Source organism: Thalassococcus sp. S3 (genome assembly GCF_004216475.1).
Lineage (GTDB): Bacteria > Pseudomonadota > Alphaproteobacteria > Rhodobacterales > Rhodobacteraceae.
The window spans coordinates 742840-763350 of the sequence record NZ_CP022303.1; the positions used below are offsets into that span (position 1 = coordinate 742840).

At 61.9% G+C, this 20511-nt stretch carries 17 protein-coding genes and 1 riboswitch; of the genes, 10 read left to right on the forward strand and 7 right to left on the reverse strand.

From position 1 onward, the window contains the following. Positions 1 to 15: 15 nt before the first annotated feature. From cobW to CFI11_RS03915, 5 genes are all read right to left on the reverse strand, one after another. Entirely contained in the window at positions 16 to 1071 is a 1056-nt protein-coding gene (gene cobW / locus CFI11_RS03895) for a cobalamin biosynthesis protein CobW (RefSeq protein ID WP_130403253.1), read from the reverse strand. Next, positions 1064 to 1543 (reverse strand): DUF1636 family protein, encoded by a 480-nt coding sequence (locus CFI11_RS03900; protein ID WP_371687467.1) that lies wholly within the window; start codon positions 1541 to 1543, stop codon positions 1064 to 1066. Before CFI11_RS03900 ends, cobW begins: the two co-directional genes overlap by 8 nt. After that, a riboswitch (cobalamin riboswitch) is annotated at positions 1533 to 1745 on the reverse strand. Its footprint overlaps the gene before it by 11 nt. A gap of 74 nt (positions 1746 to 1819) precedes the next feature. Further along, positions 1820 to 3055 carry an efflux RND transporter periplasmic adaptor subunit gene (locus tag CFI11_RS03905; protein ID WP_130403255.1) on the reverse strand — a complete coding sequence of 412 codons (1236 nt, stop codon included), beginning with the start codon at positions 3053 to 3055 and terminating at the stop codon, positions 1820 to 1822. 5 nt (positions 3056 to 3060) lie between these two features. Beyond that, positions 3061 to 5424: an ABC transporter permease gene (locus CFI11_RS03910; protein WP_254449015.1), complete on the reverse strand. Its 2364-nt coding sequence runs from the start codon at positions 5422 to 5424 to the stop codon at positions 3061 to 3063. After that, positions 5421 to 6122 carry an ABC transporter ATP-binding protein gene (locus CFI11_RS03915; RefSeq protein ID WP_217358749.1) on the reverse strand — a complete coding sequence of 234 codons (702 nt, stop codon included), beginning with the start codon at positions 6120 to 6122 and terminating at the stop codon, positions 5421 to 5423. Before CFI11_RS03915 ends, CFI11_RS03910 begins: the two co-directional genes overlap by 4 nt. Positions 6123 to 6539: 417 nt before the next feature. Between CFI11_RS03915 and CFI11_RS03920 the strand changes: the two genes are divergently transcribed. From CFI11_RS03920 to CFI11_RS03965, 10 genes are all read left to right on the forward strand, one after another. Then, positions 6540 to 8510: an AMP-binding protein gene (locus tag CFI11_RS03920; protein ID WP_130403259.1), complete on the forward strand. Its 1971-nt coding sequence runs from the start codon at positions 6540 to 6542 to the stop codon at positions 8508 to 8510. A 94-nt stretch (positions 8511 to 8604) separates the two neighbouring features. Beyond that, positions 8605 to 9423 (forward strand): ABC transporter ATP-binding protein, encoded by an 819-nt coding sequence (locus tag CFI11_RS03925; protein WP_130403261.1) that lies wholly within the window; start codon positions 8605 to 8607, stop codon positions 9421 to 9423. After that, positions 9416 to 10006 (forward strand): hypothetical protein, encoded by a 591-nt coding sequence (locus tag CFI11_RS03930; RefSeq protein ID WP_130403263.1) that lies wholly within the window; start codon positions 9416 to 9418, stop codon positions 10004 to 10006. The genes CFI11_RS03925 and CFI11_RS03930 overlap by 8 nt, the downstream gene beginning before the upstream one ends. Beyond that, the gene (locus CFI11_RS03935; protein WP_130403265.1) at positions 10006 to 10992 is read left to right on the forward strand and encodes a branched-chain amino acid ABC transporter permease; all 987 of its coding nucleotides are present in this window, start codon (positions 10006 to 10008) and stop codon (positions 10990 to 10992) included. The genes CFI11_RS03930 and CFI11_RS03935 overlap by 1 nt, the downstream gene beginning before the upstream one ends. Positions 10993 to 11097: 105 nt before the next feature. Further along, entirely contained in the window at positions 11098 to 12210 is a 1113-nt protein-coding gene (locus CFI11_RS03940) for a branched-chain amino acid ABC transporter permease (protein ID WP_130403267.1), read from the forward strand. A gap of 72 nt (positions 12211 to 12282) precedes the next feature. Beyond that, the gene (locus tag CFI11_RS03945; protein WP_130403269.1) at positions 12283 to 13566 is read left to right on the forward strand and encodes an ABC transporter substrate-binding protein; all 1284 of its coding nucleotides are present in this window, start codon (positions 12283 to 12285) and stop codon (positions 13564 to 13566) included. A gap of 74 nt (positions 13567 to 13640) precedes the next feature. Continuing rightward, positions 13641 to 14477, forward strand: a complete 837-nt coding sequence (locus CFI11_RS03950) for an ABC transporter ATP-binding protein (protein ID WP_130403271.1) — start codon at positions 13641 to 13643, stop codon at positions 14475 to 14477. Beyond that, a complete protein-coding gene (locus CFI11_RS03955) occupies positions 14477 to 14779 on the forward strand; it encodes a hypothetical protein (protein WP_130403273.1) in 303 nt (100 codons plus the stop codon). The genes CFI11_RS03950 and CFI11_RS03955 overlap by 1 nt, the downstream gene beginning before the upstream one ends. After that, complete coding sequence (locus CFI11_RS03960; RefSeq protein WP_130403275.1) at positions 14779 to 16005, forward strand: phenylacetate--CoA ligase family protein; 1227 nt, start codon at positions 14779 to 14781, stop codon at positions 16003 to 16005. Before CFI11_RS03955 ends, CFI11_RS03960 begins: the two co-directional genes overlap by 1 nt. A gap of 186 nt (positions 16006 to 16191) precedes the next feature. After that, positions 16192 to 17844 carry an iron ABC transporter permease gene (locus CFI11_RS03965; RefSeq protein ID WP_130403277.1) on the forward strand — a complete coding sequence of 551 codons (1653 nt, stop codon included), beginning with the start codon at positions 16192 to 16194 and terminating at the stop codon, positions 17842 to 17844. A gap of 124 nt (positions 17845 to 17968) precedes the next feature. Here the strand turns inward: CFI11_RS03965 and CFI11_RS03970 are convergent, their stop codons facing one another. Together CFI11_RS03970 and CFI11_RS03975 are read right to left on the reverse strand one after the other, a co-directional pair. Next, positions 17969 to 18838 carry a GTP-binding protein gene (locus CFI11_RS03970; protein ID WP_130403279.1) on the reverse strand — a complete coding sequence of 290 codons (870 nt, stop codon included), beginning with the start codon at positions 18836 to 18838 and terminating at the stop codon, positions 17969 to 17971. After that, a complete protein-coding gene (locus tag CFI11_RS03975) occupies positions 18835 to 20463 on the reverse strand; it encodes an amidohydrolase (protein ID WP_130403281.1) in 1629 nt (542 codons plus the stop codon). Before CFI11_RS03975 ends, CFI11_RS03970 begins: the two co-directional genes overlap by 4 nt. Between the last annotated feature and the right edge of the window lie 48 nt (positions 20464 to 20511).

Here is a 20511-nt window from a genome sequence, read left to right on the forward strand (position 1 = left end):
GGGTCCTTTTGTGCGTTACTCTGCGGCCTGTGCCTGATCCACCAAAGCGGAGCGGATGGCTGAGGCATTCACGTCGTGATGTTCGGCAATCACGACCATCCGGCCCTGCCGGGCCTCGTTCGGACCCCAGGGGCGGTCATATTGGTGCCGCACCCGCGCGCCCACGGCCTGAACCAAAAGGCGCATCGGTTTGCCCGTGACGGCGGCATAGCCTTTCACCCGCAGGATGTTCTGCTCTGTCGCCATGGCCTCGATCCGGGCCACCAGATCGGCGGGATCTGTGACTTCGGGGAGGTCGATGACAACGCTTTCGAAATCGTCGTGCTCGTGATCGTCATCGCCATCGTGGTGGCTGGGCCGGGCGTCCATGTCATCCTCTGCCGCGGCCTCCAGCCCCAGGATCACGCGCGGATCGACCACGCCTTCGGCCACTTCGACCACCGGCAGGGGGCGGGGCGCTTCGGCTTCGATCACGGCCTTGGCCTTGGAGACACCCTCCGCACCGGCCAGATCGGGTTTGGTCAGCAGGATGATGTCCGCGCAAGAGATCTGATCCTCGAACACCTCCGACAGGGGCGTTTCGTGATCAAGGCTGTCATCGGCGGCGCGCTGGGCATCCACCGCGGCCACGTTGGGCGCGAAACGGCCAGCAGCGACCGCTTCGGCATCGGCCAGAGCGATCACCCCATCGACGGTGATGCGCGAGCGGATGTCGGGCCAGTCAAAGGCTTTCAGCAGCGGTTTGGGCAATGCGAGACCCGAGGTCTCGATCAGGATATGCTCCGGCGGCGGGGTCAGCGCCATCAGCGCCTCGATGGTGGGGATGAAATCATCGGCCACGGTGCAGCAGATGCAGCCATTGGCCAGCTCCATGATGTTTTCCTCCGGGCAGTCCGGAATGGCGCAGCTTTTCAGGATGTCGCCATCGACGCCCACATCGCCGAATTCGTTCACCACAACGGCGAGGCGTTTGCCCTGGGGGTTCTGCATCAGATGACGGATCAGCGTGGTTTTACCGGAGCCGAGAAAGCCGGTGATGACGGTGACGGGCAGTTTGGCGAGATCAGACATTCTGGGCCTCCATGGGCGGGATACGGGCGATGCAGTTTTTGCGGAAATGTTCGGGACGTTCGCGCCAGGGCACCAGGCCGTCGGGCGTGTCGCGGTAGCGTGCGGCGCCATCGCGGATCGTGTCGAGATGGTTGGTCTCGTGCAGGTTGCCAAAGACAAAGGTCCAGCGGCCCGGCCCGCGCAGCGCGATCGTGCAACCCTGCGAGCAGTTGGAGAGGCATTCCACTTCGGTCAGCCGGATCCCTTCGGGCAGACCGGTCTCGCTCAGCTCGCGGTGAAGAGCGGCGCCGGGGCGGACGGCATCGTCGCCCACCTCCTGTCCGCGTCGGCATTTCGTACAGATCAGCAATTCGGTTGCTGGCACCGTTTCGTCACGCATGTTTTTCAGTCCCATCAGCAATGGGACGAAGGTCAGATGGCGGGGGGCAGCATCGCTCCCGACACCCGGAACACCCCGTCCGGTTACGTCCATATGCGCTGGCAGGTCTCCCGGCTTGCGGATGTCAGAGCGGGGCTCTGGCGGTTGTCCAACCTTCCCGGCGCGCGGGCCAGTGGCTTTGGACGACCTCTCCGGTCACGGTCGCGGGGGCGGCTGTGCTGGGCCGGTTTGCGGCCAGCCTGCACATTCCCTTTTCACCCGTCAGACGACGGGCACCAGCTTTGCGAACAGGCGCGCGCGGGGCGCATTTGTCAAGAGCGGTTCGGTCGCATTCGCGCAGGTCGGAGTGTTTTTCAGCGCGTGTCGGCCCTAGTTCAACGTGCGTTGTGCGACCCGCGCGCCGTCTTCCAGCCCGGCGGACGGGTAGAGAACGACCTGCATGCCCTCTGGCAGGTCGCTCAACAGCTCCGCCTCGATCCCGTTGTTCCGGCCAATCTCGACAATCCGGCGTTGCGCGGTGCCGTTCTCGGCCACGAAGACGGCCCAGTCCGTGCCGGTCCGAAAAAGCGCGCTGGCCGGGACGATCAGCGTATCCTCAGCCTGCCAGACGACGATTTGCGCCTCGACGCGAAAGCCGTGGCCCAGGCCATCGAAGGTGTCGGGATCGCTGGTGAACTGGATCACGGTGTTCACCCGCTGCTCCTCGACCCCCAAGGCGGAGAATTCGGTCACGCCGAACGGGTCGATGCGGGAGACCTCTCCATCCAGCACATCGGCACCGCCCCAATCCTCGATCCGCACCGGATCTCCGACGGAGACCTGCACGGCGTCGGTCGAGAGCAGATCGACCACGATCTCAAGGTCCCCGCGCACATCTCCGATCTCGATCACCGGGGCGCCAGCGGGCAGGGTGGTTTCGGATTGCTGGATGACCTGCAGGACCCGCCCGCTGGCCGGGGCCACAAGCGGGATGTCATCGTTGCGCGCCCCATCGAGTGCGGCGGCCAGCCCCATGTCGTCAAAGCTGATCAATTCGGCCTGCGCGTTGGCCAGATCGGCCTGCCGCATGGCAATGGCGGCCTCGGCGGTCTCAACCTCTGCGGCGGAGACGCGGAAGGTGCGCTTGGCCTGATCAAGCGCGGCGGCGCTAGCAATCTCGCGTTCGGCCAGACGACGGGTGCGGTCAAGCTCCGATTCTGCGAGGTCCCGGCTTGCAACGGCTGCGTTCAGGTCAGCGCGTGCAACCAGCAACGCGGCCTGCGCGGCGTTGACGGCGGCCCGCGCCTGTTCGCGGGTGCGCACGTCAAGGGCGGCCGGATTGGTCGGCAGCATATGGGCCACGATGGTCTGTCCGCGCTCGACCGGATCGCCGGGTTCCAGTTCCACGCGCTGCAGGCGTCCGGCGAGCGGCGTGGAAACGATGTAGGTGTCGCGCACACGTGTGCGCCCCTCTTCGGCGATGGTGACCTGCATCGCGCCCCGGCGCACCTCACCCAGATCCACAAGGGTCGGGCGGGGCCAGAAGGCCGCGGCGAGCCCCCCACCCACTAACAAAAGCGCCAGGGCGGTCAGGATCAGGCGGCTGCGTTTCTTTGCATGGGCCATGCGGGTCACTCTTTGGTTTTCAGGGCAAGGACAAGTTCGGTGCGGTCGATGTCACGCTTGACCAGCAGACCGGAGGCGACGGCTGCGCCGATCACGACAAGAGCGGCCACGCCATAGCTTTCGGGATCGAAAAAGGCGGGTACGCTGTAAAGCTCGGATGAGAAGCCCTCGGCGACGACAAAGGACAGATAATACCCCATCACGCTGCCCAAAGGCAGCGCGATCAGGGTAACGATGGCCAGTTCGCCCAGAAGGACGAAGGCGGCTTCGCCCTTGGTGAAGCCGATCACCCGCAGGCTTGCTAGATCGCGGGCCCGTTCGGCAAAGGCGATGCGGGCGGCGTTGTAGACGATGCCGAAGGTAATGACGAATGCGATGGTGCCCATCACGTAGCGGATCGCGCCGGCCCCCGATTCAGTGAGCCTTTGAAAGGCCACCTCGGCATCGGATTTTAGGCTGACGCCCGCCACCGTCGGCATGTCCTTGAGCGCGGCATAGATCGGGCGGGCCTCGGCCTCGTCAATGGCCAGGTAGGCGCCGGAGACCCGGTTGGGTTCCCGCAGCGCGCGGTTCAGCGCCTCGATCTCCATATAGGCCGGGGCGCCCAACAGGCTGTCGGCCACGGCGGCAACGGGCAGTTCCAGAAGCGGCTGGCGGCCTTCGCGGACATCCACGGTCAGGATCTCGCCTGGCCCGATTTGAAGCTTGTTGGCCAGTGTGGTCGACAGAACGATGCCGTCCTCGCGCATCTCGATCGGCACGACATTCCGGTCCAGCGCGCGGTTCAGTTCGGCCTGCCGGGGCATGCCGTTGATCGCGCCGCGATGTTCCAGAAGGCCGTTGCTCAGGATCGCCGGCACGACCCGGATCGGCTCGACCTGATGCACGCCGGGCATGCGCTGCAATTCGAAGATCGTCTTGTCGGACACGGCGTGGGTAAAGCTGACCATGATGTCGCTGCGGTCCACCGTGTTGAAGGTTTGATCGAAGGTGCGGTCAAAGCCTGCATAGATGGTCAGCATCGCCACACTAAGCGCCATGCCGCTGGCGATCCCGACCACGGCGCCAGCCATGCGCATCGGCTGCCGCGTCATGCGGCGCAGGACCATCCGGCTGGGTTGGTCGAGCCATTGGCTGAGCATCTGGCCGACCCCCCGCAGCCGGCTGAAATCGGGCGGGGCAGGGGGTCGCATCGCCGCCGCAGGGGTCAGGGCGAAGACACTGCGCAGCACCAGAATCCCTCCGGCAGATGCGGCGGCCACGCTGACACCGACGCCGGTGACGAAGGATTGCGGATCCAGACGGAAGACGAGGAATGGAAACTTGAAATACTGCGTGTAGAGATTGATCAGCGCGCGCCCCCAATAGATCCCCAGGGCCGAGCCCAGCACCGCGCCGCCCAGGGCGATGATCAGCACCAGCTTGAGGTACTGGGCGCCCACTTCCATGTCGGTATAGCCAAAGGCTTTCATCAGCCCGATCTCTTCGCGCTCGGACTGCACCATGCGGGACGTGACGATGTAGAGAAGGAAAGCCGCCACCGCGAGAAAGACGGGCGGGATCCCCGCGGCGGAGGTGCGCAGCCCGGCGATCTCCTCGTTCAGAAAGGTGTTCGACAGTTGGTCGGCGAGCGGGTAGGCGCCGGTTCCGCCATAAGGGTCGAGCAGTCGGTCCACCGCGTCCTGAACGGCGGCTTCGTTGGCGCTGCGCGACAGCGACAGGATCGCCTCGTTGAACGCGCCGTCCATGTCATAGGCCGCAGCCAGAGCCGATTGGCTCATCCAGATCACGCCAAAGCGGGCATCGTCCGGTATCAACTCCCCGGGCGCGGTTGTGTAGATGAACTCCGGCGATTTCACCAGGCCCACGATCTGGAAGGTGCGGCGTGCGCCGTTCATTGTCGCGGCCATCTCGTCTCCGGGGGCGAGGCCATGTGCCAGAGCGAAGGAATCGAGCAGCAGGATGTCGTCACTGCGCACCGGGCCCAGCATGCGGCCATCGGTGAGAACCAGCGCGTTCAGGCCCGGCTCCCGCAGGTCGGGAAGGGAGATGGCCCTGGCTTGCACCGGCACGTCGAGCGCGGGCAGGTCGATCAGCGCCTCCCCGGTGACGCGCCCCTCGACAGTCGAGACACCGGGGATCGCCGCCAGCTCGGGCAAAAGATGTTCGGGCGCGCGGGTGACCGGGGCGAACACATCGGCGAGCCGGTACCGGTCGTAATAGGCATCGCGCGTCTCTTCCAGAGAGGCGACGAGGCCGGTCATCATCACCAGCATGGCGACGCCCATGCCGATCACCACCGCAATGGCAAGTGCTTGCCCTTTCATGCGCCAGAGGTCGCGGAACAGTTTGCGATCCAGCGGACTCACCAGGCGATATCCTCTGGGCTCTTTTTCGTCTCGTTGATCACGACCTCCCGGATCGCGCCATCGGCGAAATGGATCACCCTGTCGGCCATGTCGGCAGTGCTGGCGGCATGGGTGACCATCAGGATGGTCGAGCCCAGTCTTTCGTTCACATCCTTCAGGACCGACAGCACAGCGCGGCCCGTCTTGCTGTCCAGAGCGCCCGTGGGTTCGTCGCAAAACAGCACTTCGGGCTGCTTGGCGATTGCGCGGGCGATGGCGACGCGCTGTTGTTCCCCTCCGGAAAGCTGGGCGGGGAAGTGGTCGGCTCTCGGACCCAGACCGACGAGAGACAGGGCTTCGTCAGGGTCCATCGGATGACGCGCGATTTCTGTGACCAGCTCGACGTTTTCATGGGCGGTCAGGCTGGGCATGAGGTTGTAGAACTGAAAAACAAAGCCGACATGGTCGCGCCGGTATCGCGTCAGTTGCGCGTCGGTCATCGCTGTCAGGTTCTGATCTTCGAAGAAGGCCGTGCCTTCGGTGGCCCGATCCAACCCTCCGATGATGTTGAGCAAGGTGGATTTACCCGATCCCGAAGGCCCAAGCAGCACGACAATTTCGCCCTTTGGGATCTCAAGATCGACCCCACGCAGCGCATGTACTGCGGATCGACCGCTGCCATAGACCTTTGTCAGCCCCTTCGTTGTGAATGCTGGCAACTTTGAACCGGTGTTCACGGCAATCCTGTCGTTCAAGTTTCAGTGAAGCCCAGAATGGGAGATGAGGATCAACCCGCAGTGCTTCAAGACGGGTGCGGCAAAGGCCTGACGCAGCGGAATTTTTTAGACACGTGTTTAGGAGGCGGCCGGGAAGACTCTGATGACATCCATCAGATGCAATATCGGTCCAGACTTTGGGATCGAGACGGTTTGTATCAGGCAGGTCTTGCCGGTTCTGCGTCACCATGTGTGAAGCCTGCCGTGGCTGGATATTTGCAGGCCGTTACAATTCGTAAGAATTGGGAAAAGATCACGAAAAAGTTGATCGCGACCGTGTGCGTCACGTTTGATGCGGCAGAGAATCGCTCAAGCGATCACGTGCCGGCCAATGCGAGCCGGTATGGGGAGGAGGACAATTTGGCCCAGACGCAGACCGGCGCCGGTGGAGTGCAATCCATTCCGGCGCTCCTTCACCGTAATGCGACCCAACATGCCGGTTCACCGGCATATCGGGAAAAGGAATTCGGCATCTGGCAGACCTGGAGCTGGGCCGAGACCGAGAAAGAGATCGAGGCGCTGGCGCTGGGCCTGATCAATCTGGGTGTGAATGAGGGCGACTTCATCGCCATCATCGGGCGCAACCGTCCGTATCTCTATTGGTCGATGGTCGCCGCGCAATCGGTGGGTGCCGTCCCCGTGCCGCTTTATCAGGACGCGGTCGCCGAGGAGATGGCCTATGTGCTGGGCCATTGCGGTGCGCGGTTTGTCATCGCCGGTGATCAGGAGCAGGTGGACAAGGTGATCGAAGTGCAGGACGAGCTGCACCAGTTCGAACACATGATCTATCTCGACCCGCGCGGTTTGCGGAAATACGACCATGCCCGGCTGCACCAGTTTTCCCATGTGCAGGATCAGGGGCGCGCCGCCTATGATGAATTCATGCCGGAGCTGCAAAAGCGGCGGGAGAAGCTGGATTACGACAGCACCTGCGTGATGCTTTACACCTCGGGTACGACGGGCAAGCCCAAGGGTGTGGTCCTGTCGAACCGCAATGTGATCGAGACGGCGAAGTCATCCTCGGAATTCGACCATCTGAAAGTCGATGACGAGATCCTGGCCTATCTGCCGATGGCGTGGGTCGGTGATTTCATCTTTTCCATCGGTCAGGCCTACTGGAGCGGGTTCTGTGTGAATTGCCCGGAAAGCGCGGATACGATGATGACCGATCTGCGCGAGATCGGTCCGACGTATTATTTCGCGCCGCCGCGGGTTTTTGAGACGCAACTGACAAATGTGATGATCCGCATGGAAGATGCGGGACGGTTCAAGAAATGGCTCTTTGATCGCTACATGGCCGTCGCACGCCGTGTGGGGCCTGCCATCCTGGACGGTAAATCGGTGGGGTTCAGGGATCGTCTTGCCTATGCGCTGGGCAACCTCTTTGTCTACGGACCGCTGAAGAACACGCTGGGGTTCAGCCGCGTGCGCGTGGGGTATACCGCGGGCGAGGCGATCGGGCCTGAGATCTTCGATTTCTACCGATCGCTGGGGATCAACCTGAAACAGCTTTACGGGCAGACGGAGGCCACGGTCTTCATCACCGCGCAGCCGGATGGAGAGGTGCGGTCCGACACCGTGGGCGTGCCCTCCCCCGGGGTGGAGTTGCGCATCGCGGAGAACGGCGAGGTGTTCTACCGCTCACCGGGTGTCTTCGTGGAGTATTACAAGAACGCCGAAAGCACCGCAGGCACCAAGGATGCCGAGGGCTGGGTCGCCACGGGCGATGCGGGCTTTATCGAGGAGGGCTCGGGCCATTTGCGGATCATCGACCGGGCCAAGGATGTGGGCAAGATGGCCGATGGCAGCCTCTTTGCGCCGAAATATGTCGAGAACAAGTTGAAGTTCTTTCCCAACATTCTGGAGGCGGTGGTCTTCGGGAACGGGCGCAGCGAATGCACGGCGTTCATCAATATTGACCTGACGGCGGTGGGCAACTGGGCGGAGCGGAACAATATCGCTTACGCCTCTTACCAGGAGCTGGCGGGGCATCCGCAGGTGATGGACACGATCCAGGCCCACGTGGAGGAGGTGAACCGCTCGGTCGCGGAAGACGAGATGCTCTCGGGCTGCCAGGTGTATCGCTTTGTGGTGCTGCACAAGGAGCTGGATGCGGATGACGGGGAGCTGACACGCACGCGGAAGGTGCGCCGCCGGATCATTGAGGAAAAGTTCGGAGATATCATCACGGCACTTTATGACGGGTCGTCGCAGGTGAGTACGACGACGGAAGTGACCTATGAAGACGGGCGCAAGGGGTCGATCAGTGCGACGCTGGAGATCCGGAATGCGGCGGTCAATTCGGTGCCGCAGAGGATGGCAGCGGAATGATGGGACGACGCTCGGCTGCGCCATCGCCCCGCCCACCATCCCGTGGGCACACCGTGCCAAACGGGTGTTTTGAGATGAGAGAGGGCTGGACCTGATGCTGGATCAGACCGAAAGCTACACCACGGCCGACGGCCGCCAGATCGGCGGCGTGGTGATGGAGATGAAAAACATCACGCTACGCTTTGGCGGGGTGGTGGCGATCAAGGATATCTCGTTCGACATTCGAGAGGGGGAGATCCGGGCGATCATCGGACCCAACGGGGCGGGCAAATCCTCGATGCTGAATGTCATCAGCGGGTTTTATAACCCGCAAGAGGGCGAGGTCTGGTTTCGGGGCGAGAGGCGTCCGCCGATGCGCCCCTACGAAGTGGCACGGCAGGGGATCGCGCGGACGTTTCAGAACATCGCCTTGTTCGAGGGCATGAGCGTTCTGGACAATGTCATGACCGGGCGGTTGACGCAGATGAAGGCAAGCATCTTCGAGCAAGCGATTTGGTGGGGCAAGGCGGAGCGGGAAGAGGTCGAGAACCGCGAGAGAGCGGAGCGGGTTATCGACTTTCTGGAGATCCAGCATATCCGCAAGACGCCGGTCTCGCGATTGCCTTATGGATTGAAGAAGCGGGTCGAACTGGCCCGCGCGTTGGTCGCGGAGCCGAAGCTGTTGCTGCTGGATGAGCCGATGGCGGGCATGAATGTCGAAGAGAAGGAGGACATGAGCCGCTTCATCCTCGACGTGAATGACGAATTCGGGACCACCATTGCGCTGATCGAACATGACATGGGCGTGGTGATGGACCTGTCGGACCGGGTTGTTGTGATGGACTACGGCAAGAAGATCGGCGATGGCACGCCGGATGAGGTACGCGGAAATCAAGCGGTGATCGATGCCTATCTGGGCGTATCGCATGATTAGACTTGCGGCGATCCTTCTGGCTGTTGCCTTCGCCTTGCCGTTGCGCACTGCGGAACCTCGCCTCTGCGATGGTTCTGTGCCGGCCCTGGCCGGGGCCTGTGATGTGATCGAGACGTACTGCCTGCCCTATCTGGAAGATCCGACGACGTTGAAGCCGGACGATCTGAAACCTGTTCCGCGCTACCTTGTGCGGCATTTCGAGGGGCAGTTGTCGACCTATCTGCTCGGCTACCGTGTGGCGGAGGGCTATGACAAGACAGCCGTGCTTTACATGTTTGATGAGCCGGCCTGCGAGATCGTTACCTTTGACGTTGGCTATGCCGAGCTGCTGCATGCCTATGAGGACTGGCGCGCCGGACCGGGCCGGACGTTCGCGGCGACGGGGGAATTCGAGCCTGTGTCACGACTGACGATGGATCGCGCCTATGCGGCGACGTTTCTGGCCGCGCCGCGACAGGACGGGAGGGTGACGGAGATCACCTTTAACTGGAACCTGAGCTTTGCGGGGGTCACGCGTTTGCGCCTGTCCTACCAGCCCCTGCGCGACCATACCCGTGATCTGATGCAAAGGGAGATGAAGTGATGCCCGAACAGCTGATTTTCGGAATGGAGGTGTTCCTGAACGGCCTGATGGCGGGGGTGCTTTATGCGCTTGTCGCGCTTGGGTTCGTGCTGATCTTCAAGGCGTCGGGTATTTTCAATTTCGCCCAGGGTGTTATGGCGCTTTTTGCGGCGATGACGCTGGTGGGGATCATGAACGGGCAGGTGCCGTTTTCGCATCTGATCAACGCGATTTTCGGGACGCACATTCATTACTTTGGCTGGAATGTACCGGCCTTGGCGGCGATCCTGCTGACAGCGGCGGTGATGGTGCTGCTGGCCTGGATGGTGCAAAGGTTCATCTTTCGCCATCTCGTAGGGCAGGAGCCGATTATCCTGTTCATGGCCACGATCGGGCTGGCCTATCTGCTGGAAGGCGTAAGCGACCTGATGTGGGGCTCGGAGATCAAGCGGCTGGATGTGGGCCTGCCGCAGGGGATCAACGAGACCATCGACGCGGTGACATTCGAGATGTTCGGCTACGGCTTTTTCATCGACAACCTGGATATCGTGGCGACGATCATTGCGGCGGTTCTGGTGACGGCGCTGGTTCTCTTCTCGCAATACACCAAGCAAGGGCGCGCGATGCGGGCGGTGGCGGACGACCATCAGGCCGCGCTTTCCGTGGGCGTGTCGCTGAATTTCATCTGGATCCTTGTCTGGTCGGTTGCAGGCTTTGTGGCTTTGGTTGCGGGGATCATGTGGGGGGCGAAATCGGGGGTTCAGTTTTCGCTGTCGCTGATCGCGCTGAAGGCGCTGCCTGTGCTGATGCTGGGCGGGTTCACGTCGATCCCCGGGGCCATCGTGGGTGGTCTGATCATCGGGGTGGGGGAGAAGCTCTTTGAGTTTGCGTTGGGGCCTGCACTTGGCGGCGCGACAGAGAATTGGTTCGCCTATGTGCTGGCGCTGTTGTTCCTGGTGTTCCGTCCGCAAGGGCTCTTTGGGGAGAAGATCATTGAGCGGGTGTGACCGGGTCCGGATGGGCGACCGCGTGTCGCTGCGCGCCACGACACCCGCCCACCCGGGAGACCTTCGCCTGGGTGGCTGTGACAAGACGGTTTGGGGAGAGGCCTGATGTTTTACCGTGAAGCTGGCGATTTCAGCACGACATATGCGCAGGACAACCAGACCTTTCCGATCAAGTTCGACCGGTATCGGTACTATGTCGTGCTGGCAGTGGCCTTCGGGGTCATTCCGTTCTTCATCACCGATTACTGGGCCAATGCGATCCTGCTGCCGTTCCTGATTTATGCGATTGCGGCGATCGGGCTGAACATTCTGACTGGGTATTGCGGGCAGGTCTCGCTGGGCACGGGCGGGTTCATGGCCGTGGGGGCCTATGCCTGTTACAAGTTCATGACCGGCGTGGATATCTGGTGGGGGGGTGAATTGCTCTTCCGGTTGCCGGAATTCAACATCGCGCTGAGCGTGCTGATGGGGGGCGTTGTGACCGCCATCGTCGGGCTGTTGTTCGGTCTGCCGAGTTTGCGGATCAAGGGATTTTATCTGGCCGTGGCGACGTTGGCGGCGCAGTTCTTTCTGGTCTGGCTCTTCAACCGGGTGTCGTGGTTCTACAATTACTCGGCCTCGGGCCAGATCACGGCGCCGCAAAGGGAGTTTCTGGGAGTTGCGATCACGGGGCCGAATACGCAGGCTTGGGCGACATATCTGTTCTGCCTGACCTTTCTGGTCATTCTGGCGGTCGTTGCGCGCAACCTGACACGCGGCAAGCTGGGGCGGACCTGGATGGGCATTCGTGACATGGACATTGCCGCGGAGATCATCGGGGTGAACCCGCTGGCGGCCAAGCTGAGCGCCTTCGCGGTGAGCTCGTTCTTCATCGGGATTTCGGGGGCGCTGTTCTTTGCGGTTTATCTGGGGGCCGTGGAAGTGGGCGAGGTGTTTGGGATCCAGAAGTCGTTCCTGGTGCTCTTCATGATCATCATCGGGGGGCTCGGGTCGATCTTTGGCGCCTTTGCTGGCGCGGCGTTCCTGGTGGTGCTGCCCGTGGTGCTGAAGGTGCTGGGCGTGGACATGCTGGGCTGGCCCACGGATATCGTGGCGCATTTTCAGCTGGTGATCGTGGGCCTTCTGATCATCGTGTTCCTGATCCTGGAGCCGCACGGGCTGGCGCAGCTGTGGCGGCTGGCCAAGGAGAAGCTGAGATTGTGGCCCTTCCCGCATTAGGGCCAAAGGGGTGAGGCGGGGTGAACCCCGCCCTACGGAGACATCGGAGATAACCAAGGGAGGATGAACCCGATGACAATGAAACTGACAAGCATGGCGCTGTGCGCCGTGATGGCCGCGGGGCCGGTGATGGCGGATCTGGTGTTCCCCTCGCTGAGCTACCGGACCGGGCCTTACGCGGCGGGCGGCATCCCGTTCGCGGATGGCTATGCTGATTACTTTACGATGCTGAACGAGCGTGACGGCGGCATCGGTGGTGTGATGACCCGCGTGCTGGAATGCGAGACCGGCTATAACACCGAGAAGGGTGTGGAATGCTACGAGTCGACAAAGGGTCAGGGCTCGTTGGTGTATCAGCCGCTTTCGACGGGGATCACCTATCAGTTGATCCCGCGCACGACGGCGGATGGCATTCCGATGCACACGATGGGCTACGGTCGGACGTCGGCCGCGAACGGCGATGTGTTCAGCCATACGTTCAATTATCCGGCGAATTACTGGAACGGCGCATCGGCGGCGATCAACTATCTGCTGAATGAAAACGGCGGAGACATCTCTGGCAAGAAGATCGCGCTGGTCTATCACAACTCGGCCTATGGCAAGGAGCCGATCCGCACGCTGGAAGAGCTGTCGGAGAAACACGGGTTTGAGCTGAGCCTCGTGCCGGTGGATCACCCAGGCCAGGAGCAGAAGTCGCAATGGCTGCAGATCCGCCGGGACCGTCCGGACAACGTGATCATGTATGGCTGGGGCGTGATGAACCAGGTGGCCGTGCAGGAAGCTGCCAATATCCGTTTCCCGATGGAGAACTTCATCGGCATCTGGTGGTCCGGGTCGGAGAATGACGTTCTGGCGGCAGGTGCGGCTGCGAACGGCTACAAGGCGCTGACTTTCCACGGTGTGGGCAGCGACTATCCGGTCTTTGACGATATTCAGCAATACGTCGTGGACGCCGGAAAGGCCGCTGGCGCGGGCGATCAGATCGGTACGGTGCTTTACAACCGTGGTCTTTATGCCGCGATGCTGGCAGCTGAAGCCGCGCGCACGGCGCAGGAGATCCACGGTGAGGCCGAGATCACGCCTGCGATGATGCGGGACGGGATGGAAGCGCTGAACATGACCGAAGAGCGGATGACCGAGCTGGGCATGCCGAATTTCGGTCCGGCTTTCCAGGTGTCCTGTGAAAATCACGGCGGTCCCGGCCTTGTGGGCGTGACTCAGTGGGATGCGGAGGCCAAGACCTGGTCGCTGATTTCTGACTTCAAGGAGTCCGATATGGAGGTAATCCAGCCGCTGATCGACGCGGATTCGGCCTCTTACGCGTCCGAGAACAACATCGCTTCGAACTGCAGCTAAGTGAACCGGTCCGGCTGTCGCGCCAAGTGGCAGCCGGACCAACATTTTCCGTATTTTTATCGAGAAGAAGACCCATGCTGGACGCCACTCAGACGAGCGAGACAAAAGCTGAGACCCTTCTTGAGGTCAACAATATCGAGGTGATCTACAATCACGTGATCCTCGTGCTGAAAGGCGTGAGCCTGAAGGTGCCCAAGGGCGGGATCACCGCACTTCTGGGCGGCAATGGCGCAGGCAAGACCACGACTTTGAAGGCAATCTCGGGCCTGCTGGCGAGCGAGCGGGGGGAGGTGACCAAGGGGTCGATCCTCTATCGCGGCAACAACGTGCAGGAGGCGGATCCCGCGGATCTGGTCAAGCGCGGCGTGGTGCAGGTGATGGAGGGGCGGCATTGCTTTGAGCATCTGACCGTCGAGGAGAACCTGTTGACGGGCGCCTATACACGGCGCGACGGGTCGGCGGAGATCCAGCGCGATCTGGAGATGGTCTATTCCTATTTCCCCCGGCTGAAAGAGCGGCGGAAAAGCCAGGCGGGCTATACCTCGGGCGGGGAGCAGCAGATGACGGCGATCGGGCGGGCGCTGATGTCACGACCCGAGACGATCCTGCTGGACGAGCCGTCGATGGGGCTGGCGCCGCAACTGGTGGAACAGATTTTCGGGATCGTGAAATCGGTCAACGAGAATGAAGGCGTGACGTTTCTTCTGGCCGAGCAGAACACGAACGTGGCCCTGCGGTTTGCACATTATGGCTATATCCTGGAGAGCGGGCGTGTGGTGATGGACGGCCCTGCGGCGGAGCTGCGGGAGAACCCGGATGTGAAGGAATTCTACCTCGGCATGTCAGATGAGGGGCGCAAGTCGTTCCGCGATGTCCGCTCCTACCGGCGGCGCAAGAGGTGGCTGAGCTGATGGCGGAGCCGCGCGTCGCGTGCCGGACGCCCGCCGAAGGGCGGGACGGGGTGACGAATATCCCGGAGTGGAAATTCGACGCGGTGCAGGGCGCGATATTGGAGGTGCTGGGGCAGGGGCCCGTTGCGTTCTCCGAGCTGCCCGACGCGGTGAAGGTGCAGCTGCCGCATGGCGATTTGGACAGGCTTGGATCGGTCGGTTGGCATGTCACGACCGTCAAGCTTGAGATGGAAGTACGCGGAGAGCTGGCCCGGGTTCCGGGCAAAGGCCCGCAGATGGTGACACGGGTGGAGAGAGCGTGATGCTGAAAAAACCCTTCTTCGACGATCTGGAAACCCGCAGCGCGGATGCGCGGGCCACCGATCTTGCGACCCGGTTGCCGGAACAGGTGGCGCGTGCTCAGGGTTTGCTCGGCTATGCCGACAGTCTTGCGGGTGTGGCGGCAGCGGCGATTACCGATGCACAGGCGCTGGCCCGGTTGCCGGTGTTGCGCAAGTCCGAGCTTGGCAAAGCGCAAGCGGCGCATCCGCCGCTTGGCGGGTTCACCGTGAAGCCCGCGCATGGGTTTGCGCATGTGTTTCAATCTCCCGGTCCGATCTATGAGCCGGGCGGGGTGGCTCACGATTGGTGGCGCATGGGGCGGTTTTTGCATGCCGTCGGGATTGGCGGCGATGACGTGGTGCAGAATTGCTTTGGCTATCATCTGACGCCGGCGGGCATGATCTTTGAAAGTGGCGCGCGGGCTGTTGGGGCCGCAGTGCTGCCCGCAGGAACGGGCCAGACGGAATTGCAGGTCACCGCCGCGCGGGATGTGGGGGCCACGGCCTATGCGGGCACGCCGGACTACCTGAAGGTGATCCTCGACAAGGCCGATGAGATGGGGGTGGAGTTGGGCTTTACCAAGGCGGCTGTCGGGGGGGGTGCGCTCTTTCCGACCCTGCGGCAATTCTATGCGGAGCGGGGGATTACGTGCCTGCAATCCTACGCGACTGCCGATCTGGGCAATATCGCCTACGAAAGCGCGGCGATGGAGGGCATGATCGTGGATGAACATGTGATCGTCGAGATCGTAACCCCCGGCACCGGCGATCCGGTAGGACCCGGTGAGGTCGGAGAGGTGGTGGTGACCACGCTGAACCCTGACTACCCGCTGATCCGGTTCGCGACGGGCGATCTGAGCGCTGTGATGGAGGGGCAAAGCCCTTGCGGTCGCACAAATCTGCGCATCAAGGGCTGGATGGGGCGCGCTGATCAGACAACCAAGATCAAGGGTATGTTCGTGCGGCCCGAACAGGTAGCCGCACTCGTGGCCAAGCACGACGAGGTGGTCAAGGCTCGCGTGATTGCAAGTCGGGATGGCGAGATGGATGTCATGACGGTGAAGATTGAAGCGCCTGAGAGCGATAGTGCCCGCTATGCAGCGTCAGTGGCGGATGTATTGAAATTGAAGGGTGCCGTGGAGGTTGTGGCGCCGGGCAGTCTGCCGAAGGACGGTTTGGTCATCGAGGATCAGCGCAGTTACGACTGAAAAGCGTTACGCGTTGGAAAGGTCAGGACACATTCGCGAAAAGTCCGCACCGACGATATGGAAGACCCGGAGGACGGAGTTCGCCCAATTCCGATCTGGAAATCCGACCAAAAAACTTGGATAACGCAGCGTCTTTGAAGCTGAGGCACTGGTGTGGCTGACGTCTCTTTTCGCAGGTCTTCTGCAATGCGCCGCCGGAAGGCGGGCGGTTCGAGATTGCTGGCCGGGTTTGCCGGGCTCGCGGCTGCGACCTGCCTTTTGCCGATGCTCGCTGTGGCGCTTGCCGCAACGACCGGTGGTACGGGCACGATTGCTCATCTTTTGAATACCGTTCTGCCCGGCTATGCGTTCACCACGCTGGTGCTTGTCACGCTGGTCGCGGTTGGAGTGCTGCTGATCGGTGTCAGCACAGCCTGGCTTGTGACGATGACCCGGTTCCCTGGCCAGCGCGTTTTAGAGGTCGCCCTGGTCCTTCCTCTGGCGTTTCCGGCTTACGTACTGGCTTACGCCTATACCCATGTATTCGATCACCCGGGCGTAGTGCAGTCGACCCTGCGCGACGTGACGGGATGGGGCCCCCGCGACTATTGGTTTCCCGAAATTCGCTCGACCGAAGGCGCGGCGTTGATGCTCGTCCTCGTTCTCTATCCTTACGTCTACCTTTTGACGCGAGCGGCCTTTCTGCAACAAAGCGCGGCTGCCTTTCAGGCTGCCCGTGCCCTCGGACGGACACCTTTGGGCGCTTTTTGGACCGTCAGCTTGCCTATGGTGCGCCCCGCGATTGCCGGTGGAGTGTTGCTCGCCGTTATGGAAACCATCGCCGATTTCGGCACGGTTGCGTATTTTGGTGTGCAGACCTTTGCCACCGGGATTTATACAAGTTGGTTTTCCATGGCTGATCGCGCAGCAGCGGCACAGCTTGCGCTATGTCTTCTGAGCTTTGCCCTGCTTCTGGCGATGCTTGAGCGCCTCCAGCGGGGAGGCGCCCGATATCACGGGGCCAGCAAGCGTCAAGTGCCGATCCGGCCGGTGCGGCTGCGCGGCTGGCGCGCGGCGGGGGCTGTTACGATATGCGCCCTGCCGGTGATACTGGGTTTTGCGCTGCCGGTCCTTATTCTCTTCGAAATGGCCCTAGGATCCGAGCAGGATTTGCTCAGCCGTCGCTATCAGCGCTTCATCCAGAACTCTCTTGTTCTTGCGAGCGCGGCTGCCGCACTGACGGTCGCCGCGGCGATTGCGGTCGGCTTTTATCAACGTCTTGCCCCGGGTCGGATCGCGTCGGCCGCCGGTTATGTCGCCCGCCTGGGTTACGCCGTCCCGGGCGGTGTCATCGCGGTCGGTCTTCTGGTGCCTTTTGCCGCTTTCGACAATGCGCTGGACGCGTGGATGCGCGCGCGGTTCGACTATTCAACGGGGCTTCTGGTAACCGGCTCGATCTGGCTGTTGGTTGCGGCCTATATGGTGCGATTTCTCGCGGCTGCGCTTGGCGCATACGAAGGAGGGCAAAGCACCGTCCATGCCAATATGGATGCCGCGGCACGCTCTCTGGGACAAACCCCACTCGGGGCGTTACGCCGGGTGCACCTGCCGATCCTGACGCCAAGCTTGCTGACCGCTTTGCTGATTGTCTTCGTCGATGTGATGAAGGAGCTGCCAGCCACTCTTATTATGCGGCCCTTCAACTACGATACGCTGGCCGTGCAGGCCTACAGGCTTGCATCTGACGAACGGCTGGAAGGTGCGGCCGTTCCGTCGCTGATCATCGTTGCGGTCGGACTGCTTCCGGTTGTTTTGATTTGCAGGCAGGTCGGACGCCAAGTTCAGGGCGCCGGAAAATGATTCATTTTCCGGCCGGATTTTGTTTCAAAATCCGGGATACCGTTCGATCCTACCGCTCGTGCTTTTCAGGTTGCGCGGCGGAAAATGACACATTTTCCGTTCCGGATTTTTTGAAAAAATCCGGCTACCGATCCGAGCTATTCCACCAGGTCTCTATTTGGTCGCTGCTAATCCGCGTTGCAGGGCCAAGACCGACCAAAAGGGTCTGATCCGCATCGCAGCGTCGCGCCTCGACATGCGCGCCTGTCACATGCACCTCATAAGGCCCGTCATCCGTTAAGACAAAGCCCTTCATTCGGTAGAGTCCCGGCGGGCGAGTGGCGAGCTTTTCAGCCAGATCCGCGCGTCCGACAACTTCGTAACTGATATGCTGCCATTTGACATATGCCGGATGTTGCAGGGCCGTTTGCTGACCCGGACGCGGTGCAATGTCGAAAAGCAGAGGCGCCAGCGGAGCGTCTCCCACAAGCGACGGCAGCCGTGCACCGATCCGGCTGAGCGCGGTGCCGAGGTCCGGTTCAATCCGAGACGCTTTCGTAATCAGCGTGACGTCGCCCGCTTTGATCTGATGTTCGACCTGCGGTGCGATCAGCGGATCGTTGAGCACTGTCAGGGCATTAATCCCGTCAACCAGGGTGACGATACCTGCATAGGACATTTCCGGTTCCGCGATGGCGGCATTGGCAATCGCTGTGGGATCTGCAACACCGCTTGCCTCCACGACCAGATGATCCGGTCTTGGGCGGCGATCCAGCGCGTCGCCGAGTGCCATGTAAAGATCCGCGCCCATCGTGCAGCAAACACAGCCATTGGTCAGCGCAATCGTGTCTTCGGTGCGGGAGGCGAGCAATTCGGCGTCGATGTTCACCGCGCCGAAATCGTTCACCATCACCAACAGGCGCAACCCGTGATCCTCGGCCAGAAGCCGGTTGATCAGGGTCGTTTTGCCAGCGCCAAGATACCCGGAGATCACGGTCAAAGGCAGGCGGTTCATGTCAGGTTGACCCTTCCACCCATCACGGTGCCGCGCACGGGGATGTCTTTGAGGTTCTCCGGCGCGACCGCCAGCGGGTCGTCTCCCAGAACAGCGAAATCAGCGCGTTTTCCGGTTTCGATACTGCCGATCTCCGCATCCAGTTTCAGTGTATAGGCCGCGCCCAGCGTAATCGTATGAAGCGCCTCCTCCACGGTGATACGCTGTTCGGGTCCAAGGATCTGTCCGCTCATGGTCTGGCGGTTGACCGCGCACCAGGCTGTGAAAAGCGGCCCCATCGGCGTCACCGGTGCGTCGGAATGGATGGCGACATGCACACCCGCATCCAGGGCGCCGCGCACTGCGTCCATCCGTTGAGCCCGATCAAGGCCGATCGTTCGCGCGATATGCTGGTCGCCGAAATACCAGATGTGGTTCGAAAAGAGGTTCGTGCAGACGCCAAGGGCCGCGGCCCGTGTAAACTGGTCGCTGCCCATCATCTGGCAATGCTGAAGCACGTGACGCGCCTCGGGCCAAGAATGTTTGCGCGCCGCCGCCTCCAGTGCGTGGAGTACGACTTCGGAGGCCTCATCGCCATTCACGTGGATGTGCATCTGTATACCCTGCGCCTGCATTTCTTCGCAGAGCGCAAAGATCGTCTCGGGTGGCGTGTTCCAGATCCCGTTCGGCTCTCCGCCGACATAATGGGGCCATTTCACGCGGGCCGTCCAACCCTGTATCGATCCGTCGGTCATGAGCTTGACCGCACCCAGCCGCAGCCTGTCGGTGGAGCGGGCGCGCAATCGCAAGGCCTTGGCCGCGATATCGGCAGGGGCTGCGCCCATGGCGCCGAGCGCCGGAACGATGCGCAGGCCGAAGTCATCGGCGCCGGTCACACGCAGCATGACCTCCAGATCGGCTTCCTCCATCGAGGAGAAGAGATCAGTGACCGTGGTCACGCCCGCCAGACGGCAGACATCGGCATAAGTGCGGATCGCCTCTTCGGTTTGCGACAGCCCGCGGAAGTCGATGCCGAGACGACGCATGACCGGGAACATGGCCGCCATCTCCTGAAGCTCCCCGGTGGGCAGACCATCGTCATCCTTTATGACACCCTCGACGTTGGTCTCGCGCCCATACCCTGCCATCTCCAGTGCTTTGGAGTTGGCGCAAAGCAGATGGAAATTCGAAAAGATGATCGCGATGGGCCGGTTCGGGCTGATCGCGTCCAGATGATGACGGCTCAGCCGTTCCGTGGGCAGGAAGATCGGATCGAACCCCCAGCCGATCAGCGGCTCACCCTTAGACAGCGTATCGGCATAGGCGCTGAGCCGCGCGGTCACTGCGTCGATATCGGTCATGCCGTCGTGCAGATTGCCCTTGGGGTCGATCCGGTCGTGATACCCCGCATATGCATAGTTCCACATCGCACCGGCCATCATATGGGCGTGACCTTCGACAAAGCCGGGCATCAACACCGCGTCGGAGAGGCTGTCGTCATGTGTGGCCTTGCCCCAGGCATCCGCGCAATCTGCGCCGCCCACCGCCAGGATCCAGCCATCGCGCACCGCGACATGGGTCGCTTCGGGCCTGTTCGGGTCCATGGTGATAATCTTTCTGGCGGAAAAGACGGTGATATCGGACATGGAAACCTCCCCAAGGCGCTTCAGAGCTACCCCAGGATTGATCCGCGA